The sequence below is a fragment of the Stutzerimonas sp. NM35 genome (assembly GCF_054604355.1).
Genome location: NZ_CM137728.1, coordinates 2,358,826 through 2,379,554 on the forward strand (window position 1 = coordinate 2,358,826; position 20,729 = coordinate 2,379,554).

Below are 20,729 nucleotides of genomic sequence, written 5' to 3' on the forward strand. Positions count from 1 at the left end.
AGAGCCCGCCCTCAGGCCACCCTGGCCTGCTGCCTGGCACGCAATTGCCGAGCTGCCGCCACCATGTTCACCAGAGCCGCCTCGGTTTCCACCCAGCCACGTGTCTTCAGGCCGCAATCCGGGTTGACCCAGAGGCGTTCTGCCGGAATCCGTGCGCAGGCCTGCTCCAGCAGCCGCACCATCTCGGCGGTATCCGGCACCCGTGGCGAGTGGATGTCATAGACGCCCGGCCCGATATCGTTGGGGTATTCGAAGGCGCGGAAGGCCTCCAGCAGCTCCATCTGCGAGCGCGAGGTCTCGATGGTGATGACATCGGCATCCATCGCCGCGATCGACTCGATCACGTCGTTGAACTCGCTGTAGCACATATGCGTATGGATCTGCGTTTCGTCACGCACGCCGCTTGCGCACAGGCGGAAGGCCTCCACCGCCCAGTCCAGATAGCCTTGCCACTGGGCACGACGCAACGGCAGGCCCTCGCGGAAGGCCGCCTCGTCGATCTGGATGATCCGGATACCCGCCGCCTCCAGATCGCAGACCTCGTCGCGAATCGCCAGTGCAAGCTGCCGTGCCTGCTGCTCGCGGCTGATATCTTCGCGGCCAAAGGACCACATCAGCATGGTCACGGGGCCGGTCAGCATGCCCTTCATGATCTTTTCGGTCTGCTGTTGCGCGTAGCGAATCCACTCCACCGTCATCGGTGCCGGTCGACTCAGATCACCGTAGATCACCGCCGGTTTGACGCAGCGTGAGCCATAACTCTGCACCCAGCCGAAGCGGGTGAAGGCGTAGCCGTCCAGTTGCTCGGCAAAATATTCGACCATGTCGTTACGCTCGGCCTCGCCATGCACCAGCACATCCAGGCCCAGCTGTTCCTGCACCGCTATCGCGTGACGAATCTCGGTCTGCATCGCCTCGGTGTAGTCGGCCAGCCCCAGCCTGCCCTGCCTGAATGCCTGACGAGCCAGGCGAATGGCCGGGGTTTGTGGGAAGGAGCCGATGGTGGTGGTGGGAAATGCCGGCAGATCCAGCTGCGCACGCTGTTTCTCGATACGCTCGGCAAACCCGGACGAACGCTGGGCATGCCGTGGCTTGATCGCCGCCAGGCGCGCCTGCACCTCGGGCTTGTGGATGCGCGGCGACTGCGCCCGGCTGGCCTGCACCGCTCGGCTGTCCCGCAGGGCCGCCTGCACCTGGGCATCCTCGGGCGAATTCACCGCACGCGCGAGAACCGCCACCTCGGTGCATTTCTGTACGGCGAAGGCCAGCCAGCTCTTGAGTTCGGCATCCAGCTGGTCCTCCCGCGCCAGGTCCACCGGAGCATGCAGCAGCGAACAGGATGGCGCGATCCACAGCCGGTCGCCCAGGCGCTGCGCGGCATGGCGCACCACGTCCAGCGCCTTGTCCAGGTCACAGCGCCAGACGTTGCGCCCGTTGACCAGGCCCAGGGACAGGATCTTGTAGGCCGGCAACCAGTCCAGGATCAGCGGGTACTGTTCCGGCGCGCGCACCAGATCGATGTGCAAACCATCCACCGGCAACGAGGCGGCCAGTGCCAGGTTGTCTTCCAGGCCGCCGAAATAGGTGGCGACCAGCTTCTTCAGCGGTGCGCGCTGCAACTGGTTGTAGGCCCGCTCGAAGGCATTCTTCCAGTCCTGCGGCAGATCGAGCACCAGAATGGGCTCGTCGATCTGCACCCACTCGACGCCCAGCGCGGCCAGCCTGTCCAGCACTTCGCCGTAGACCGGCAGCAACCTGTCGAGCAATTCCAGCCTGTCGAACGCCGCGCCCCTGGCCTTGCCCTGCCAGAGATAGGTCAGCGGGCCGATCAGCACCGGCTTGACCGAATGCCCCAGCGCCAGGGCTTCCTCGACCTCCTCGAACAGCTGCGTCCAGGACAGGCTGAACGCCTGATCGGCGGTGAATTCCGGGACCAGATAGTGGTAATTGGTATCGAACCACTTGGTCATCTCCTGCGCCTGCCCGGCTGCGCAGCAACTCCTGGCCACACCGCGCGCCATGGCAAACAGCGTATCCAGCGTCGGCTGGCCGTCGGCAGGTCGGAAACGATCCGGCACCACGCCGAACATCAGCGAATGCGTCAGCACTTGGTCATACCAGGCAAAATCCCCCACCGGCAGCAACTCGATACCGGCGTCGGCTTGCAGTTGCCAATGAGCGGCACGCAGTTCGCGGCCCACAGTGCGCAGTCCGGTTTCGCTCAAGTCGCCTTTCCAGTATGCCTCAAGGGCTTTTTTCAGTTCGCGGTCCGCGCCGATACGCGGGAAGCCCAGGGAATGAGCAACAGCCATGACGATTCTCCAATCCATCTCGATTTCGATGGCGGGAGTGTGAGCACCCCACAACAATGAAACAAACTCAACTTATTTGTTTTGTCGGATAGAAATATTCATGTTGTGACATTTGCGTTCCCGCGCTTTCAAAAAAGGGCCATCTCTCCTTGCCACGAAGCCAACATGAATCGGCCAGAAGAACCGAAAGATCTCGGAACACTGCTTGAGTTACTGGAGCAGGCCGGAGAAACCGACCAGCCCGTCAGCATCGACTGCATGCTGCAGGCGACCGGCCAGCGCAGTTTCGGTGCGCTGCTGCTGGTGCCGGGCCTGCTGGTGTTTTCGCCGCTGTCCGGCATTCCTGGCCTGCCGAGCATCTTTGCCGTGATGGTCACGCTGATCGCCGTACAGTTGCTTGTCGGTCGACGGCACATCTGGCTGCCCCAATGGCTGCTGCGGCGTACGGCTTCGCGCAGCAAATACGATCGCGCCCTGGCCTTTCTCAAGCGTCCCGCCGGTTTCATCGACCGCCTGCTGCGGCGGCGCCTGACCTTTCTCACCGAAGGGATTGCCGTGCGCTTCAACGCCCTGTTGTGCCTGCTGATCGCCGCAACCATGCCGCCGCTGGAGCTGATCCCTTTCGGCAATACCACCGCCGGCGCGGCCCTGAGCATCCTCGGCCTGGGGATGATGGCGCGCGACGGGGTGCTGGTGCTGGTTGCCATCGGCTTCTTCGCCTGCCTGGCCTATTTCGTCAGCCGCCTGTGGCTGTAGCCGATCACGGCTCGACACTATGAGCCGACTGGGACAAACTCGGCCATCGTAATGAGCGACGCTCAAGTCACCCTCATGCATCCGTCATCATTCGCACAGCGCAGGAAGCCCCCGGCATGCTGGAAATTCGTCATCTGAAGACCCTTCACGCCTTGCGCGAAACGGACAGCCTGGTGGAAGCCGCCGAGCGCCTGCACCTGACCCAGTCGGCACTCTCGCACCAGTTCAAGGAACTGGAAGAACGCCTGGGCCTGCAACTCTTCGTGCGCAAGACCCGCCCCGTGCGCTTCACCAGTGCCGGCTTGCGCCTGTTGCAGCTGTCCGACAGCCTGCTGCCGCAACTGCGCAGCGCCGAACGCGATCTGGCGCGGCTGGCCGGAGGAACCGCTGGCAGGCTGCACATGGCCATCGAATGCCACAGCTGTTTCCAGTGGCTGATGCCCACCATCGACCAGTTCCGCGATGCCTGGCCGGAAGTGGAACTGGACCTGGCCTCGGGCTTCTCCTTCGCCCCGCTGCCGGCGCTGGCCCGTGGCGATCTGGATCTGGTGGTGACCTCCGACCCGCTGGAGCTGCCGGGCATCACCTATGTCCCGCTGTTCACCTACGAGGCGCTGCTGGCGGTGGCCAACCAGCACCCGCTGGCCAGCCGCCCCTATGTGCGCGCCGAGGACCTGGCCAGCGAAACCCTGATCACCTACCCGGTGGAGCGGGATCGGCTGGATATCTTCACGCGCTTTCTCGAACCGGCGGATGTCGAGCCGGCACAGGTGCGCACTTCGGAACTGACGGTGATGATGATGCAGCTGGTGGCGTCCGGGCGTGGCGTCTGCTGCGTGCCCAACTGGGCGTTGCACGAGTACAGCGCGCGCGGTTACGTCAGCGCCCGGCGCCTGGGTGAAAAAGGCCTGTTCGCCACACTGTTCGCCGGCATCCGCGCCGACATGCTGGACTCGCCCTTCATGCGCGACTTCCTGCTGACCGCCAAGGACACCTCCTTCGCCACCCTGGAGGGTGTCAGCGCGGCGCCGAAGGGGAAATAGCGACCCCTGAGGTGTCGGATTACGCCTTCGGAAACCCGGATTACGCCTTCGGATCGTCGGATTACGCCTTCGGCTAATTCGACCTACGACTGTGCAGCTTCCTGTCGATATGGCAGCGCGTCGCGTGCCGCTTCGGCATAACGCAGCACGCCCTGACGCTCCTGCTGGAGAAAGTCGCTCACCGCCGCGCGCAGCCCCGGATGCGCCAGGTAATGCCAGGAACGGGTGATCACCGGCTCGAAACCACGGATGAGCTTGTGTTCACCCTGCGCCCCGGCATCAAAACGAGACAGGCCGCCAGCAATGGCCTGATCGATGCCCTGGTAGAAGCAGGTCTCGAAATGCAATCGGTCGAACTCGGCGAGGCAACCCCAGTAGCGGCCATAGAACTCTTGCGCGTCGACCAGGCTGAAGGCCATGGCCACCGGACGCCCGCCCTGCCTGGCCAGCACCACGCGAATCGCCTCGGGCATGCGCTCGGCGAGCAGGCTGAAGAAGCTGCGCGTGAGATAAGGCGCTCGCCCGCGCACATGGTAGGTATTGGCGTAGCAGGTGTAGACGAAATCCCACTCGATCTCGCTGACCTGATGGCCTTCGCGCCACTCGAATTCGATGCCCTGCCCCGCCACCTGCTCGCGCTCCTTGCGCAACTGCTTACGCTTGCGCGAAGTGAGGCCGTCGAGAAAATCCTGAAAATCGCGATAGCCGCGGTTGTGCCAGTGGAACTGGCAGCCGATACGCTCCAGCCAGCCGTCCCTGCCGCGCAATGACGCATCGGCATCCGGCTCGGTGAAGTTGATATGCAGGCTAGACTGGCCCCGTTCGGCCAGCTCATGGCTGATCGTCTCCAGCAACCGTGCGGCGGCTCCGCTGTCGCCCAGCAGCCGCGCACCGGCCACCGGCGAGAACGGCACGGCGCAGAGCAGTTTGGGGTAATACGCGATACCCGCGCGATGGCAGGCATCGGCCCAGGCCCAGTCGAAGACGTACTCGCCATAGGAATGGCTTTTGCGATACAGCGGCAGCGCCGCCTGCGGTGTGCCGGAAGCATCGAGCAGCAAGCGATGCTGCGGCTGCCAGCCACTGCCGTCACCCACGCTACCGCTGTCTTCAAGGCTGGAGAGAAATGCGTGGCGCAGAAATGGCTGGGGATTGGGCAGCAAAGAGTCCCACTTCTGCGGCTCGATCTCGGCAAGACGGGAAAGTATCTGGATAGGCATGGCGAGCAGTCTGGCCCGTCGCGCGCAGGAAAAAAAGCGCTTCAGGGCGCCGCAAATATCGTAGGGCCGAATTCGTTCGGCCAGCGTGGCTCCAATGGCCGAACAAGTTCGGCCCTACAATCAGAAGCAGTCTGGCTCCTGCATGACGAGATTCAGCTTTCCCGCCAAAACAGCAGAAGCCCCACAACGCTGACAAATGACGAGAATGCGCTTACTGCTGCGCCCACTTCAGAAAGGCCGCACGGCTTTCCGGGGTCAGCAGGTTCCACATCTGCTGCAAGGTGATAAGGGTGGCGTCGCTGTGCGGCAGGGTAGCCGTCGCAGCGGGTGTCTGGCGCAGTGTCACCGCCTGGGCAGCGGGCTCGGTTGCGGCACCCAGCGGCGCGACGCTGGTGGCCTCCGGAGCGACTTCACTGGACCCCAGCATCGCGCTGAGTACCGAGGTATTGCGATTACCGGCCTGCGCTTCGAGACGCTCGCCGGTGCGGGTATTCAACGCCCAGGCAGGAAAGTCAGTTTCAAACGCCTTGGCCTCGGCCAGGTTCTGCGGACGATCGAACTCCAGGCGCCATGCTTCACCGGCCTGCCCCTCGAAGTTGAAGATGGCCGTGCGACCGCGCACCACTTCATGGCTGATGCCGCCATCGATATCGAAACCGTTCTTGTAGAAGGCGTGAACCTGATAAGCGCCCGGCTGCAGGTGCAGTCGCTTGTCCGAGGCACCAAACAGGGAGTTGGCAGCCGAATAGGGCTGACCGTTGATGCTGCGGATTTCCAGCTCGCTGGGGACCACCAGCGTCAATACCTGGCTCTCGGGCAATGGCGCACCGGAATACAGCTGAACGTGGGGTTGCTGGGCACAGGCGGCCAACAGACACGCCATGGCGATAACGAACAAACTGCGCATGAAAACTCCTAGTGCAAAGTTTCGCCAACTATTGGCGAGAGGGTCAGATGACAATCTGGAAACGATAATAAGACTGAATAGTTTCACTTAAATGACAAACCGGGCTGTCCTTCAAGGAGCAGCCCGGTTTGTTTTAACTGTTTCCGCGCGAAGTGGAATCAGAAGTCGTAGCGCAGACCTACGGAGAAACCGGAGGCTTCTTCGCCCAGTGCATTGGCAGAGCTGTTTGCCGAACGGGCTTCTTTCCAGGGCACCACATTGGCCTGGGAGTCGTTATCGGCAACTGCATAGTTGGCATAGACACGAACGGCCTTGTCCAGCTTATGCTCGACACCGACTACCCACATATCGGCATCGTAGTTATCGGCGTCGGAGTCACGAGTCATCCACATGGCCTTGAGTGCCGTGTTGGAAGCGATTTTGAACTCGCCACCCAGACCGTAAGTATCGGACGTCAGCTGATCGCGCTTGAGGCTGGTGGTGGTGTCAGTGCCGTCGTAATCGAGCGTCTGATAGAAGCCCACCAGCTTGAAGGCATCGGTGATTTTGTAGGCTGCGGCAGCGCGAATGCCATCACGCTCGCCACGAGCAGCATCTTCGTCCACCTTCTCGTATGCCAGGGAAGCTTCCAGCGGGCCGCCTGCATAGTTCAGCGACAGGCTGACAGAATCACTGTCGTGATCTTCTTCAGCCCAGGTGCCTTCGTGCATCGAGTAGGCCAGCTTGGCATTGAAGCCGCCCATGTCCGGCGTGGTGTACTGGATGGTGTTGTCGTAACGCTCGTCAAAGCGACCATCGCCGACGCGCGTCAGGTTGCGCATGTCACCGAGCTGGTCGCCGAACAGGTTGGCCGGACCACGTGCGACCTTGAAGGGGCTGTCGAAACGACCCACCTGCACCGCACCGAAGTTGCCGCCCAAGCCGACAAAGGTGTCGCGAGTGGCGAAGTCTACGCTACTGCTATCGCTACTGCCGGAGGTGAAGTTGATTTGCTGCTCAATCTGAAAGAAGGCTTTCAGATTGGGGTTGATCTGATGATCACCCTTGAAACCCAGGCGCGAAGAGTTGCTCGACAGGTTGGTTTCGGAATAGTCGGCGCCATCATCCAGGTAATCCACCGATACATGCGCACGGCCATAGAAAGACACATCGGCCATTGCCACAGCCGGCACCGCCATCGCAGCACCAACAGCAATCGCAATCAACTTCTTCTTCATCGGAAAAGCTCCTTCGTTTTATGAAACGTCGTCCTGCAAATGACATGACGTCGTCTGTTTCGACGGAGGCGATTATGGGAAGCCGATATGACAAAAGGTTGTCTGCAATATGACAGTTCAAAGTTGAGGGAACTTTTCTGAAAAAGGCCATTGCAGGCCCGTAATTAACGAAGAATCGTCGGATTACGCCTTCGGCTAATCCGACCTACAATGTCTGTAGATCGGTCACGCTTCACCGACCCGACAAACGGAAGCCAGGCAGCCGATGAGCGAAAGCCGTGCCTGTCCGTGGCTGTGCGGGTGCCTCGCAACGTCGGATTACGCCTTCGGCTAATCCGACCTACGCATGCACAGATCAGCGCTTGCGCAGGATCACGCTGCCGATGGAATAGCCAGCGCCGAACGAGCTGAGCACGCCGAGGCTGCCTGCCGGCAGGTCGTCCTGGTGCTTGTGGAAGGCAATCACCGAGCCGGCGGAGCTGGTGTTGGCGTAGGTATCGAGGATCACCGGCGCCTCTTCGGGCGTGGCGTCGCGACCCAGCAGCTTGCGAACGATCAGATGGTTCATGTTGAGGTTGGCCTGGTGCAGCCAGAAGCGCTTGACCGCCTCGACCTCGATGCCGTTCTGCTGCAGGTGTTCGCCGATCAGTTCGGCCACCATGGGGCAGACTTCCTTGAAGACCTTGCGACCTTCCTGGACGAACAGTTTGTCCGGGTCGCCCATGTGCTCTTCGGCAGTGCGGTTGAGGAAGCCGAAGTTGTTGCGGATGTTGTTGGAGAATTCGGTCACCAGCCTGGTGCTGACGATATCCCACTGATGCGCCGAGGTCGCCAGGTCGGCACGCTCGATGATCACGGCGGTGCAGGCATCGCCGAAGATGAAGTGGCTGTCGCGGTCGCGGAAGTTCATGTGCCCGGTGCAGATTTCCGGGTTGACCATCAGCACCGCCCGCGCCTGCCCCAGCTGCACCGCGTTGGCGGCGTTCTGGATGCCGAAGGTGGCCGAGGAACAGGCCACGTTCATGTCGAAACCGAAGCCCTTGATACCCAGCGCGGCCTGCACTTCGATGGCAACCGCCGGATAGGCACGCTGCAGGTTGGAACAGGCGACGATCACCCCGTCGATATCGGCTGCGGTCTTGCCTGCGCGGGCCAGCGCTTCTTCGGCGGCCTTCACCGACATCTCGCAGAGGATCGACCATTGATCGTTGCTACGCTCGGGAATGCGCGGAACCATGCGCTCGGGATCGAGGATACCGGCCTTGTCGGTGACGAAACGGCTCTTGATGCCCGACGCCTTCTCGATGAAGGCCGAACTGGATTCGGGCATCGGCTGCACCTCGCCAGCCTCGATGGCGGCGGCGTGCTCGGCGTTGAAGCGGTGCGCGCAGGTATTGAATGACTCCACCAGCTCGTCGTTGGAAATGCTGTGGGCAGGGGTATAAAGGCCGGTACCGCTGATGACGACGTTATGCACTGCCGTTCCTCTCGAATGGGGGCTTGATCTGAATGTGCGCACCCGCAGGCGTTGCGAAAACCTCGCGAAAACCCCTGGAATCGGCGCATGCGTTGTCGGCTATTGTGCATGAAAAGCTGAAAGAATTCGTAACGTTGCGCCTATTTCCGGGGCAGGAATCAAGTCTTTCGCCCTCTTTATGCGTGACCGACCGGTCTGAACGTGAAGCGTACAAAGCACTGCGTCCATCATCTGAAAGATAGCGCCCTTTGACGGTCCCGCCACCCGCCCTGAGGTATTCTTGCCCGCCCACCACGCAGGAACCCTTCATGAAAGACTCGCTCGCCGAATTGATCACGCTCATCAGCTCGGGCTGCATGGGCGAAGCGGACATCGCCCGCATCGCCGACGAGGCCGCCCAGGCCTACGCCGACCCCGCCGGCTTTCTCCAGGCCAACCCGGACGTCAACTACGACGACGATGATTTCCCCATCCCGCTGGGCGAGTGGGTGGTGGTTGGCAGCCTGCCGGATACCGTGCTGTTCCAGGCCGATGATTACCAGGCGCTGTTCGCGCAGATCGTCGCCTCGTTCGGTGCGAGCGTCAGTTTCGTGCTGCAACCCAAGCAACTGGCGAAGGTCGAGCCGTCGAAGGCGATCAACCGCATCCAGACCCAGCTCGGCGCCCTCTACCCAGAGAAAGGCGGTTATGTGCTGGTGGATTTCAGCGAGCCGCTGGACGACGAACTGCAAGCGGTGCTGGTCTACCGTTGCGATGTCGAACGAGTGATGGCGCTGTCGGTGGAAGTCGGCATCTACGCCGCTCCGACCAAAGGCTAGTAGGGCCGAATTCATTCGGCCTTGGGGAACCGCCCCCATCACTGGTCGAATAAATTCGACCCTACGGGTTATCGCGCCGTCTGAGTGGGTCGAGCAGCGGCGACAGGCCGTTGTGGTCGATCTCCTGCATCAGCGCCAGCAACTGGCCGATTTCCCCCGGCGGAAACCCCACCCGGGCGAACCAGTTGAGGTAGTGGCCCGGCAGATCGGCGATCAGCCGCCCCTTGTACTTGCCGTAGGGCATCCCCCGGGTTACCAGCAGCTCCAGATCTTCGGGTTTCATGACGGCGGTCGGTTGCGAGACAGGTGGCGAATACTGCCACACTATTCAGCGCACCTATCGCCCGGATAGAAACAGCCATGCGGGCAGACGAGCGTCACTTTGGCACAATGCCCGCATCGTCCGACGCCGGACCACCGACAGTTGCGAGGAAAGCATGACGGACCAACCCAAGCCCACCCCTGAACTGGACGATGCCGCCCTGGCCTTCGCCGAACAGGTGTTCGACAGCGCCCGCAGCGGTGATGCCGAACGTCTCGGCGACCTCCTCGGTCGGGGTCTGCCCGCCAACATTCGCAACCACAACGGCGACAGCCTGCTGATGCTGGCCAGTTACCACGGCCACTTCGTCGCCACCCGCGTCCTGCTGGAGCGAGGCGCCGATCCGCAACTGCGCAACAACAAGGGCCAGACACCACTGGCCGGCGCGGCGTTCAAGGGTGATCTGGAAATGGTGAAACTGCTGATCGAGTGCGGCGCCGATGTCGAAGGCGCCTCGCCCGATGGCAAGACCGCGCTGATGATGGCCGCCATGTTCAACCGCACCGAGATCGTCGAATACCTGATCGAACAGGGCGCCGACCCGCACGCCGCCGACATCAATGGCGCCACGCCCCTGGCCGCTGCCGCCATGATGGGCGCGACCGACACCCAGGCCCTGCTGAGCCACCTCAATAACCGTTGACCCACATGCGGCCACGCCTCGTTTGCAGGTCGAATTAGCCGAAGGCGTAATCCGACGATCCGAGCCGCAACCCGACACCCTGCGGCATACCCCTGCCTCCGCACGTCGGGTCGGTGAAGCGTGAACCGGCCTACGCCTTGAAACGGCTGACGTTATGCAGCAGCGTGTCGGCCAGTTCCCCCAGGCGATTGGCCGTCTGATGGTTGCCGCCCACCGCACTGCCGTTCTCCTCGGCCATGCGCGCGATCATGCCGACCTGCTTGGCAATCTCGGCGGAAGCCACGCTCTGTTCGCTCAGCGCATGGGAAATTTCCGCCACCGTCGACAGCACCTGATTGGCTGCCTCGCGAATACCGCCCATGGCCTCACCGGCATGCCGGGCACGCTGGACGCCTTCATGCACGCGCGCCACGCCCTGCTCCATGCCCGCCACCGCCCCCTGGGTACCGTGCTGGATCGATTCGACCATCTCGGCGATTTCCTTGGTCGAATTGGCCGTGCGTTCGGCCAGCTTGCGCACCTCGTCGGCAACCACCGCAAAACCGCGTCCCTGCTCGCCGGCACGGGCTGCTTCGATGGCCGCATTGAGCGCCAGCAGGTTGGTCTGGGCGGCAATGTCGCCAATCACGCCGACAATCGCCGAAACCTGCCCAGAGCGCTCGCCCAGCTCCTCGACGGTACGCGCCGAACGCTCGACCGAGCGCGCGATCTCGCTGATCTCGGCGACCACCGAGGCCACGATTTCACCGCCCTGACGCGACAGCTCACCGGAGTGTTTGGCCAGGCTGTCCGCCTCGCCGGCACTGTGGGCGATATGTTCGATACCGACCGTCATCTGTTCGACCGCGGCAGCCATGCTTGCCGCCGCATCGCTCTGGCATTGCGAGGCCACATGGATCTGCCCCGAGGACGCGACCAGATTGCGCGCCGAGTCGGCGACATGGTCGGAGTTGTCCTTGATGCTGCCGATCAGCCCGCGCATCGCCTCGGCCATTTCATTGAAACTGCCGGCGACGAAACGCAACTCGTCGCGGGCAGCAAGATCGATATGCGCGGTCAGATCACCCGAGGCGAGCCGCTGGCTGCCCTGGCGCAGGCTGCGAATGCTGTTCATCACGGAAAGATAGGCGCCCACCGACAGATAGCCAATCACCGCCAGCACGGCGACCAGCGCGGCGATATTCAAATACAGCACCTGCCGCGCATGGTCGATGCGCTGGTTCAGCAAGGCGTCCAGCGTAGGCAACAGCACCTCGTACATCTGGGTATAGCCAATGCTGATGGCCTCAGTCGTCATCTCGAAGAACTGGGCGGACGAAGTGCTGTGCAGATCATCGTGCTGGGTGATCCGATCCACCACATCGCTGACCTCGCGGTACTTGACGCCCAAGGCCTCGAACGCCCGCTGCAGATCGCCCGAGAGTTCGGGCCGTAACGCGATCACCTTGTCGAGATTTTCGCGCATGTTAGCCATGGCGGCCTTGATCTCCTCGGCCAGCACGATGATCGCGATGCGCCGCTCGTCATCCATCTCGCCCTGCGCCAACACGCCCGCGCCCCGCGCACGCAGACGACCGAAGCGCTCCAGCGCGAACGGCAGGTCGCTGACCGCCGAAGTCATCAGATAGAAGGTCTCGGCCTCCGGATCGAAGGTCAGCGTATAGGCATCCGACAGCGAGCGCTGAAAGCGCAGCAACTCTGCGACCAGCGCCGTGTGGGCATTGAAGTTCTCGGCCTGAGAGCCGTTCAGGCCATCGCGCTTGATGGCGTTCCAGGCGCTGGTGATTGCCCGCCACTGCGGCAGCTCGCGCTTGTCCGCCGCCAGCGCGCGGTCCAGTTCGTTCATCGCCGCGTCGACACTGCGTTCGCGCTCGCTGCGCCGCACGGCAATATCCTGGTTGCCACCGAGCAGCATCGAGGACAGCCCGCGATGCTGCTGTGCATATTCCACCGTTTTCGACAGGTGACGCGCCAGCGACGAAGCGACCAGCTCGTTTTGCGAACGCTCGATGGTCGTATTCAACTGCCCGGCCAGCGTCATAATCAGGCTGGTGAAGGCCACCAGGGCCAACAGGCCGAGCAGACCGAACTTGACCGGATAGGACAGACGGTTCATCAGTCCTTCGGCTGGTGAAAAGATAATTTTCATGAGGTGTATTCCAGGCGATTCGTGACGTTCACACGAAGCCGTTTCGGTATTGCGCACAGGAGTGCCGGAACACCACGTACTTCAGTGTGGACCCGCATCAGGGGTTTCCGCGTGCATGCAGAATCGACCAGGGTCAGAGGCACGTCCCTGACCATAATCAAGCAATGCGCCATTACTGAGCCATCACTATGGAAAGGGCCATAGGCGCCTGCGACCTGACAGCGCAGGCCTTCGGGTCTTGTCCAGGGACTGGTTTGTGTTGCGGCGGGCTCGGCAATGTCGAAACCAATGCATCTTGTCGATTGCAGGTGCTCGCCGACTCCACCACACTGCCGCCATTCCCATCTTTGACCGGAGTTCCTCCATGCCTGTACAGCCATCCCTTTCACGCGACGACATCCTGGCCCACCCGGACGCGCTGAGCTGCACCATCTACCGCGCCCACGAAACCGACCCGGACGGCGAAGAACAGGACATGGGCGATGCACGCATCGTCATCACCGGTGCCTTCGAGCCGCCAGTCGAGTGGGACGCCAGGGAGCGTGACGACTACTTCGACGGCATGCCGCCGGAAGCCTTCTTCACCGCCCTTTTCACCAGCGAAGCCGGTGCCGGCTCCAGCGATCACTTCACTGTCGAAGCGGACGACTACGCCGCCGTAACCGACCATGACGGCAACGTGGCCATATATTACGTCTGCGAGCGAACGGCAGATGGCAGCTACGTACTGCTGCGCGAGGAAGACGAAGACGACGAGTAAGCGGCGGCAAGCAAGAACTTCGCGGCTGAAGCCGCTCCCACAATGTACGCAGCGGCTTTCGTGGGAGCAGCTTCAGCCGCGAATGGCTGCAAGCCACCTGTCATCTAGAGGAATCGCATGAGCCCTCTGCAAACTCCCAAGGCGGCATCACCGGTTGTGCGCATGAAGCGGGTCGCCGGCTGCCTGCTGCTGCTCGCCGCCCTGCTCTATGTGCTGGCCACCGCCATGGAGGCACGGCACCCGGCCTGGGGCTATCTGGCCTCTTTCGCCGAAGCGGCCATGGTCGGCGCCATTGCCGACTGGTTCGCCGTCACCGCGCTGTTCCGCCGCCCGCTGGGCCTGCCGATTCCACATACGGCGATCATTCCGCGCAGCAAGGCGCGCATCGGTCAGAGCCTGTCGACCTTCATCACCACGCATTTTCTCGCCACGCCGCTGGTGCTGAGCAAACTGCAGGCACTGGACCTCGGCGGACGCCTGGCCAACTGGCTGCGTCACCCGGACAATGCCGAAGCGGTCGGGCGGCAGCTCACCGGCATGGCGCGCTTCGGCGTCGATTCGCTGCAGGACGAGCGCGTGCGCAGTTTCGTCCAGGCCAGGCTGATCGCCCGCGTGCGCAAGGTCGACCTGGCGCCGGTGTGCGGCCAGATACTGGAAATGCTGACCCGCCAGGGCAGGCACCAGGCCATGCTCGACGAGGGACTGATCAAGCTCGATGCCCTGCTGCAGGACGAGGACACTCGAGCGCTGGTCGCCGACGCCATCACCGCCGAAGTCCGCACCCTGCGCTATCTGGGCCTGGGCAAGGCCATGGGTGGCTGGTCGGCGAACAAGTTCGTCGATGGCATTTCGGCGGTTATCGCCGAGGTCGCAGGCGATCCGCAGCATCCCTTGCGCGAGCGCTTCGACGAGCACGTGGGCGAATACATCGAGCGCCTCAGGCATGACCCGGCCTATCGCCTGGAAATCGAACGCATCGTTGCCCAACTACTCGAACATCCGGCCACCAGCGCGTACATCCAGACACTCTGGGAAGAATTGACCGACTGGCTGCAAGCAGACCTGGACAGCCCCGATTCACGTATCGGTCGGCGCATCGTCAGGCTGACCCAGGGCCTCGGCGAGGCCCTGGCGACCGACACGGCGATGCGCAACTGGATCAACGAACGCCTGCTGACCGCGGCACCGGCCATGCTCGAACGCTACCGGGGGCAGATCGGCGCCTACATCGCGCAGCGGGTGGAAAACTGGGAAAGCCGGGAACTGGTCGAACAGATGGAACAGAGCGTCGGCAAGGACCTGCAATACATCCGCATCAACGGCACCCTGGTCGGCGGCCTGGTCGGGCTGACGCTGCATGCGCTGACGCAGCTGGCCACCGGCTGACAACTCCACGATCCGGCCCTCCGGACGAATCAGCCCGCCGGTTCGACCGTAGGGCCGAATTCATTCGGCCACCTCCACACCAGGGTCGAACAAGTTCGATCCTACGGCGCAGAAGGCGAACCCGGCTGCTTTTTCGTGTGAGCGGACTCGTGAATGGCCAGACGCAACCGCTCGCTGATCACGCTGGCGCTGGCATCGCCGCCCAATGGCTGATCGCATTGCAACTGCGCCGGTGCGCCGGCCAGATACCACAGGCGATTGGCCAGATCGTCGGCATCGCGGGCGTCATGGGTCACGCAGATCATCGCCATGCGCGGCTGGGCATCGAGCAGCCGCGCAATCAGCGTGCGCAACTCGCAAGCGCGGTCCGGGTCCAGCGATGCGAAGGGTTCGTCCAGCAACAGCAGTTGCGGCTTTATCGCCAGGCAGCGCGCCAGTGCCGCTCGCCGGGCCATGCCCAGCGAAAGCTGGTCCGGGAGGCGATCAGCGGCTCCGGCGAGGCCCACTTCGCCGAGCAATCGCTCGATCTCGTCAGGCGCCGCGCCAACCAGGGCCAGGTTCTGCCGCAGCGTGCGCCAGGGCAGCAGACGATGTTCCTGAAACAGGTAGCCGATACGCAGCCCGACTTGTGCATGGATCATCGGACTCAGCCGTGGATCGAGCCCGGCGATGGCGTTGAGCAGTGTGGTCTTGCCTGCGCCCGAAGGTCCCAGCAGGCAGATGCGGTCGCCTTCGGCCACCGTTGCCGCGACTCTGCCAATCACCGAATGACCGGCTGTCGAGCCATCCAGAGACAGTTCAAGCATGCGGCGTACCCACCTCTCGCCAATACGAAGCGCGCCGTTCCAGCGGTTGCAGCAGCACCAGCTCGATCAGTTGCACCACCGCGATAAAGGCCAGGCTGTAGGCCAGAATGCTCGCCACATCGAACACCTGAAAGGCCATGTGCAGCTGGAAGCCGATACCGTCCGAACGTCCCAGCAGTTCAACCACCAGGACGATCTTCCAGATCAGCGCCAGCCCGCCACGGGTGGCGGCCATCAGGTAGGGAAACAGCTGCGGCAGCCAGACATCCGCCAGCCGCTGTCGGCGGCTGAAGCCGTACACCCGCGCCATCTGCTCCAGCTTCGGGTCGAGGCTGCGCGCACCTTCACGCAGGGTCACCGCGACGTTCGGCACCTTGTTGATCACCACCGCCAGCACCGCCGCCGCTTCCACCAGGCCGAACCAGACGTAGAGCAGGATGATGGTCACCAGCGCCGGCAGGTTGAGGAACAGCACCAGCAGCGGGTCGAGCAGCGCATTGGTCAGCCGCGAGCGGCCCATCCAGACGCCGATCAGCGCACCCAGCAACATCGCCAGCACAAAGCTGAAAATCACCCGGCGCAGGGTCACGCCCAGATGATGGGGCAGCTCGCCGCTTTGCAGCGCCAGCCAGAAGGTATTCAGCACCGCCACCGGCGTCGGCAGCAGCGGGGTCTGAGCGACGAAGGCAACGACAGCCCACAGCGTCACGGCCAGCGGCAACGCTATCCAGCAGGCCCAGCGGGTGGGGATCACTGCCCTACCCGGAACAGTTCAGGCGGCATCAGCTTCTGCGGATCGGCACCGGTGAGCCTGAGCAACTGGTGCAGCTGGGCGATGCGCGCCTCATCCAGCGGCAGCGGAATGCCGTCGATGAAACTGTCACGCAACGCCTCGAACACACCGTCATCCTCGGCGCGCATCAGCGGGCGGATGGCCTGCCAGTGCGCGGGGGCCTCGGCCAGTTGCGCCTTGGTCTGGCGCAATGCGCGGTCGAAGCGCGCCAGCAAATTTTCGTGCTGCGCGGCCCAGCTTTCGGCAAACAGATAGCCAAGCACCGGCAGTTGCTGTTCCAGCTCCAGCGACGCCAGCAGGTCTTCCAGAGCGAAGGCCGTGCGCACACCGCCTTCGCCGCGCATACGCGCCGAGAACTGCCAGAAGGTCAGCAGCGCATCCGCCTGCCCCCGGCGCAGCGCCTGGCTCAGCAGCGGCGGCGCGGCGTACTGTACGCGCGCCTCGCCCGCCAGGTCGACTCCCTGACGGGTAGCGACCCGCTGCAACAGCAGCCAGCCAAGACCGTCAGGCCCGCCGGCAACGCCAATGCGCTTGCCGCGCAGGTCCGCCAGCGTGTGGATATTGCTGTTCTCGGTGACCAGGACTTCACCGATCTGCGAAGAGAACGGCACATAACGATAAGCCGTCCCCGCCTCATAGCGCGCCTGCGCCCAGAGCAGGTCGCTCACCGCGCCGTCGACGCTGCCGCTGGAAATCGCCAGGCGCGAGGCCGGCAGATCCGCCACCAGCCGCACCTTCAGCTCGAAGCCGTTGGCCCGGTCGATGGCGTGGCGCTTGAGATGGTCCAGCTCCCAGTGCGCGGTGCCGAACTGCAGCACACTCAGCGTCAGGGCCGGCAAGGCCGTTTGCTCTTCAGCAGCGGCAGACGCCGCAATGAAAAACGGCGAACACATCAGTAGCGATAGCGCGACACCGCGCCGAAAAGTGTCCGGAAGACGTGCGCAGAAACGGGCGAGGAGTGGCAATAAAGGCATCATGCCGGCAGATTACGAAGCACCCGAGCCAGCACGAATAATACTTTGGTGCCTCTTCACTGCTGCGATGGTCGCGCCAGGGCAGCTACCGATAGATAAGGCATAATTCGCCCTGACCCCATCACACGGCGAATCGCTATGCAACTGGCACGCATCGACCTGCTGCTCACCGGCAAGGCCGTCCCCTTCACCCGCCCCGGCAGTCACAGCGCCATCGCCAAGCAGCCGCTCGCAGGCCCCGTGCAGGTCGCCCCTGAAGGCCTGGAAGGCGATGAACAGGGCGACCGCAAGGTGCATGGCGGCCTCTACAAGGCCGTGCACCATTACCCCTACGAACACTACAGCCGCTGGCAGGAACAGCTCGGCGCTCTGCCGCTGCTGGGGCAACCTGGCGCCTTCGGCGAGAACATCAGCACCCGGGACCTGAGCGAGGCGGACCTGTGTCTGGGCGATGTGCTGCGCTGCGGCGATGTGCTGCTGGAAGTCGCCCAGACACGGCAGCCCTGCTGGAAGCTCAACGACCGCTTCGGCATCCCCGACATGGCCCTGCGCGTGCAGCGAAGCGGCATGACCGGCTGGTATTACCGGGTACTGGAACCCGGCGTGCTCGAAGCCGGACAGATCCTCAACCTCGAACACCGCCCTTTCCCGCGCTGGCCGCTGAGCCGAATACTGGAAGTGCTTTACCAGCGCACCCTGGATCGGACCGCCCTGCTCGAACTCAGCGAACTGCCGCTGGTGCCCTCTTGGCAAAAACTGGTCGAGCGGCGGCTGAGCCAGCACAGTGTGGAAGACTGGAACAAACGTCTGTATGGGGCGGATACCGAAGGCTGACCGGACATGGCTGTTCGCAGGCGCGGCCTGCTCCTACAGGCACGCCCATGGCATCGGTAAACCGTAAGCGGGCCATGTCCGCGAACACCAAACCCGCGCCCTGACGTTCCGTCGCGGCTCAGTGCTCCGACGGAACGATATCGAAACCGATCTGGTTATCGACGATCACACGGTACTCCAGCGTCTGCCCCGCCTGCACCTGCGCCAGTTTCTCGCGGCGCAGGCTGAGCTTGCCGCAGAAGGTATCGTCCAGTGGATCGACGCCGATGCTGACGATCCGCGCCCCGCTCGGCACCTGAAAGCGCACCACCTCGCCCACATGAATCCGCGCCGCCAGCTCGCGGTCGATCATCACCGCGATATAGCAACCGCCGCCACGCAGGCCGAAATCCCGTGTCACCACCACCTCGCCACCATTTTCCAGCGGCTGCTGATAGGCCAGTACCCGATCCTCCGGGACAGGCTTGATATCTTCCGGATCGGGCTGCCAGGAAGAACAGGCAGTCAGCGACAGCATGGCGGTCAGAGCAACGATCAGACGCATGGTGATTCCTTGTCAGTGGGGCGCAACGGGGTAATAGGACAGCGATTGCCGTCGAGAATGCCAGATAGCCGAACGATTGCTAGAGTGCAGACACACTTTCCAAAATGGAAACCGGCGTGAGTCACCCAAACCACAACGACACCCAGCCGCGCTTCTGGCGCGATGCCTCCCTGCCCTTCATCGAGGCGCGGGCGGTCGCCGACGGGCGCAAGGTCTGCTATGCGCCGCATTGCCACGAAACCTTCTCGATCGGCGCGATCACCGCCGGCTGCAGCACCTATTTCAACGGGAACGCTCGCGAGCGGCTCGACAGCGGCGCAGTGGTCATCGTCAATCCGCAGGCCGTTCACGCCTGCAACCCCATCGACGGCCAGCCCTGGTCCTACCTGATGTTCTACGTCGATGCCCGCTGGCTCGGGGGATTGCAGCATGAACTGGGAGCCAGCGATGGCGGCAGGTTCAGTCCCTACTCATCCATCCTCAGTCGTGACCCGACACTGTTCACCGGGCTGACGCAGCTCTATGCCACGCTGCTAGATCCAGACAACGAAACCCTGCACAAGCAGAGCGTCGCCGTCGAATATTTCAGCCAGTTGCAGCAGACGCTGGCACCCACCGCGACCCTGGCGCGCATCGAACCGCTGCAACTGCAACGCGCCGCCGACTACATTGCCGAGCACTGCACCGAGGCGCTGCGCCTGGAAGACATCTGCCGGGCCGCCGAACTCTCGCCGTCCTACCTGATCCGCGCGTTCAAGCAGCACTACGGCATGACGCCCCACGCCTATCTGCTCAATCGACGCATCCAGTGCAGCCAGCACTGGCTCAGGCAGGGGCAGGACCTGGCCGAAGTGGCGCTGGCCGCGGGCTTCGCCGATCAGGCGCATTTCCAGCGCACCTTCAAGCGCCAGCTGGCAGCGACGCCCGGGCAATACCGTGACCGCTCAACCCGTCAGTAAATAGAAGGCGCTGCATGCCAGCAACAGCGCCATCGTCCGGTTCAGCCAGCGCACCCGCGCGGCCTGCTGCAAATGACGGCCCAGACATGTCCCGGCCCAGGCCCAGCAGGCGATCGAGGCATAGCAGACAAGGAAGTACAGACCGGCAAACAACCATACCCGCAGCGCGTTGCCGTCGGTCGCGAACAGTCCCATCCCGGCCACCGATGCCAGCCATGCCTTGGGGTTGAGCCACTGCAGCAGCGCCCCTGCAAGCAGCGACGGCCCGCCGCGCGCATGACCCGGCTCGATCCGGCCATCATTCGCCGCCAGACGCCAGGCCATGTACAGCAAAAAGGCGATACCACCCCACTGGATGCTCCGCATCAGCACCGGCGCGTGCTCCAGCAGTTCGTACAGGCCCAGACCGATCAACAGCAGCAACAGAGTGAAACCCACCGTCGCCCCAGAGATGTGCCGCAGGCTGGCACGAAAGCCGAAACGCGCCCCGCAGTTCAACGCCACCAGATTGACCGGGCCGGGTGTAATGGATGACGCCAGGGCGAAGGCGGCCATGGAAAGGTAGGGGTCCATAGATATCTGCTTCCAGTGGTTGAGCTGGAAACAGGCTAACGGGCCTGGCGGGTGGGGTTATTGAAGGAAATTGCCCACTGCTGGATTCTATCCGTATCGTCCGGCCATGCCATGTCCTCTCAGCCGAAGTTTAAAATTTCCATCTACACCCCATCGTCACCTATTCGGCAGACTTGAAAAAACCTTGGGCATTCCTGTTCTTTGACCACGGGTTGCCGTCAGACGGCAATTTTTTG

At 63.0% G+C, this 20,729-nt stretch carries 20 protein-coding genes; 8 read left to right on the forward strand and 12 right to left on the reverse strand.

All coding sequences use genetic code 11. The annotated features are described in order from the left end of the window. Positions 1-11: 11 nt before the first annotated feature. The gene (metE, locus tag ACYCFC_RS10950; protein WP_459651604.1) at positions 12-2,312 is read right to left on the reverse strand and encodes a 5-methyltetrahydropteroyltriglutamate--homocysteine S-methyltransferase; all 2,301 of its coding nucleotides are present in this window, start codon (positions 2,310-2,312) and stop codon (positions 12-14) included. A gap of 165 nt (positions 2,313-2,477) precedes the next feature. Here metE and ACYCFC_RS10955 point away from each other — a divergent pair, with 165 nt between their 5' ends. Together ACYCFC_RS10955 and metR are read left to right on the forward strand one after the other, a co-directional pair. Next, a complete protein-coding gene (locus ACYCFC_RS10955) occupies positions 2,478-3,068 on the forward strand; it encodes an exopolysaccharide biosynthesis protein (RefSeq protein ID WP_459651605.1) in 591 nt (196 codons plus the stop codon). A gap of 116 nt (positions 3,069-3,184) precedes the next feature. Further along, complete coding sequence (metR, locus tag ACYCFC_RS10960) at positions 3,185-4,111, forward strand: transcriptional regulator MetR (protein ID WP_181086458.1); 927 nt, start codon at positions 3,185-3,187, stop codon at positions 4,109-4,111. An 83-nt stretch (positions 4,112-4,194) separates the two neighbouring features. Here metR and ACYCFC_RS10965 read toward each other — a convergent pair whose 3' ends face one another. The 4 genes from ACYCFC_RS10965 to ACYCFC_RS10980 all read right to left on the reverse strand — a co-directional run bounded on the left by ACYCFC_RS10965 (position 4,195) and on the right by ACYCFC_RS10980 (position 8,932). After that, entirely contained in the window at positions 4,195-5,331 is a 1,137-nt protein-coding gene (locus tag ACYCFC_RS10965) for a GNAT family N-acetyltransferase (RefSeq protein ID WP_459651606.1), read from the reverse strand. Positions 5,332-5,542: 211 nt separating this feature from the next. Continuing rightward, positions 5,543-6,238, reverse strand: a complete 696-nt coding sequence (locus tag ACYCFC_RS10970; RefSeq protein ID WP_459651607.1) for a DUF2057 family protein — start codon at positions 6,236-6,238, stop codon at positions 5,543-5,545. A gap of 158 nt (positions 6,239-6,396) precedes the next feature. Continuing rightward, positions 6,397-7,455, reverse strand: a complete 1,059-nt coding sequence (locus tag ACYCFC_RS10975) for a porin (RefSeq protein ID WP_459651608.1) — start codon at positions 7,453-7,455, stop codon at positions 6,397-6,399. Positions 7,456-7,810: 355 nt separating this feature from the next. Then, positions 7,811-8,932, reverse strand: a complete 1,122-nt coding sequence (locus tag ACYCFC_RS10980) for a beta-ketoacyl-ACP synthase III (protein WP_459651609.1) — start codon at positions 8,930-8,932, stop codon at positions 7,811-7,813. 308 nt (positions 8,933-9,240) lie between these two features. Between ACYCFC_RS10980 and ACYCFC_RS10985 the strand changes: the two genes are divergently transcribed. Beyond that, the gene (locus ACYCFC_RS10985; protein ID WP_459651610.1) at positions 9,241-9,750 is read left to right on the forward strand and encodes a hypothetical protein; all 510 of its coding nucleotides are present in this window, start codon (positions 9,241-9,243) and stop codon (positions 9,748-9,750) included. A 61-nt stretch (positions 9,751-9,811) separates the two neighbouring features. Here ACYCFC_RS10985 and ACYCFC_RS10990 read toward each other — a convergent pair whose 3' ends face one another. Beyond that, a complete protein-coding gene (locus ACYCFC_RS10990; RefSeq protein WP_459651611.1) occupies positions 9,812-10,033 on the reverse strand; it encodes a DUF3820 family protein in 222 nt (73 codons plus the stop codon). Positions 10,034-10,187: 154 nt separating this feature from the next. On the opposite strand from ACYCFC_RS10990, the gene ACYCFC_RS10995 reads away from it, so the two are divergent. After that, a complete protein-coding gene (locus tag ACYCFC_RS10995; RefSeq protein WP_459651612.1) occupies positions 10,188-10,715 on the forward strand; it encodes an ankyrin repeat domain-containing protein in 528 nt (175 codons plus the stop codon). A 130-nt stretch (positions 10,716-10,845) separates the two neighbouring features. Here ACYCFC_RS10995 and ACYCFC_RS11000 read toward each other — a convergent pair whose 3' ends face one another. Then, positions 10,846-12,864, reverse strand: a complete 2,019-nt coding sequence (locus ACYCFC_RS11000) for a methyl-accepting chemotaxis protein (protein WP_181086450.1) — start codon at positions 12,862-12,864, stop codon at positions 10,846-10,848. A 364-nt stretch (positions 12,865-13,228) separates the two neighbouring features. Between ACYCFC_RS11000 and ACYCFC_RS11005 the strand changes: the two genes are divergently transcribed. Both ACYCFC_RS11005 and ACYCFC_RS11010 read left to right on the forward strand, forming a co-directional pair. Then, a complete protein-coding gene (locus tag ACYCFC_RS11005) occupies positions 13,229-13,624 on the forward strand; it encodes a hypothetical protein (protein ID WP_459651613.1) in 396 nt (131 codons plus the stop codon). Positions 13,625-13,741: 117 nt separating this feature from the next. Next, positions 13,742-15,010: a DUF445 domain-containing protein gene (locus ACYCFC_RS11010; RefSeq protein WP_459651614.1), complete on the forward strand. Its 1,269-nt coding sequence runs from the start codon at positions 13,742-13,744 to the stop codon at positions 15,008-15,010. Positions 15,011-15,111: 101 nt separating this feature from the next. Here the strand turns inward: ACYCFC_RS11010 and ACYCFC_RS11015 are convergent, their stop codons facing one another. Genes ACYCFC_RS11015 through ACYCFC_RS11025 form a run of 3 tightly spaced genes read right to left on the reverse strand, consistent with a single transcriptional unit; the run spans position 15,112 to position 17,502 of the window. Then, positions 15,112-15,816, reverse strand: coding sequence for an ATP-binding cassette domain-containing protein (locus ACYCFC_RS11015; protein ID WP_459651615.1), 705 nt, complete (start codon positions 15,814-15,816; stop codon positions 15,112-15,114). Further along, positions 15,809-16,570, reverse strand: a complete 762-nt coding sequence (locus ACYCFC_RS11020) for an ABC transporter permease subunit (protein WP_181086446.1) — start codon at positions 16,568-16,570, stop codon at positions 15,809-15,811. The genes ACYCFC_RS11015 and ACYCFC_RS11020 overlap by 8 nt, the downstream gene beginning before the upstream one ends. Continuing rightward, positions 16,567-17,502, reverse strand: a complete 936-nt coding sequence (locus ACYCFC_RS11025) for an ABC transporter substrate-binding protein (protein WP_459651616.1) — start codon at positions 17,500-17,502, stop codon at positions 16,567-16,569. The genes ACYCFC_RS11020 and ACYCFC_RS11025 overlap by 4 nt, the downstream gene beginning before the upstream one ends. A gap of 219 nt (positions 17,503-17,721) precedes the next feature. Between ACYCFC_RS11025 and ACYCFC_RS11030 the strand changes: the two genes are divergently transcribed. Continuing rightward, positions 17,722-18,417 carry an MOSC domain-containing protein gene (locus ACYCFC_RS11030; protein ID WP_459651617.1) on the forward strand — a complete coding sequence of 232 codons (696 nt, stop codon included), beginning with the start codon at positions 17,722-17,724 and terminating at the stop codon, positions 18,415-18,417. Between the two features lie 118 nt (positions 18,418-18,535). Here the strand turns inward: ACYCFC_RS11030 and ACYCFC_RS11035 are convergent, their stop codons facing one another. Beyond that, a complete protein-coding gene (locus ACYCFC_RS11035; protein WP_459651618.1) occupies positions 18,536-18,961 on the reverse strand; it encodes a 3-isopropylmalate dehydratase in 426 nt (141 codons plus the stop codon). Positions 18,962-19,065: 104 nt separating this feature from the next. Here ACYCFC_RS11035 and ACYCFC_RS11040 point away from each other — a divergent pair, with 104 nt between their 5' ends. Then, a complete protein-coding gene (locus ACYCFC_RS11040) occupies positions 19,066-19,920 on the forward strand; it encodes a helix-turn-helix transcriptional regulator (RefSeq protein WP_459651619.1) in 855 nt (284 codons plus the stop codon). On the opposite strand, the gene ACYCFC_RS11045 is transcribed toward ACYCFC_RS11040, so the two are convergent. Then, complete coding sequence (locus tag ACYCFC_RS11045) at positions 19,906-20,493, reverse strand: LysE family translocator (RefSeq protein WP_459651620.1); 588 nt, start codon at positions 20,491-20,493, stop codon at positions 19,906-19,908. The two genes, ACYCFC_RS11040 and ACYCFC_RS11045, sit on opposite strands and share 15 nt — an antisense overlap. Positions 20,494-20,729 lie beyond the last annotated feature (236 nt).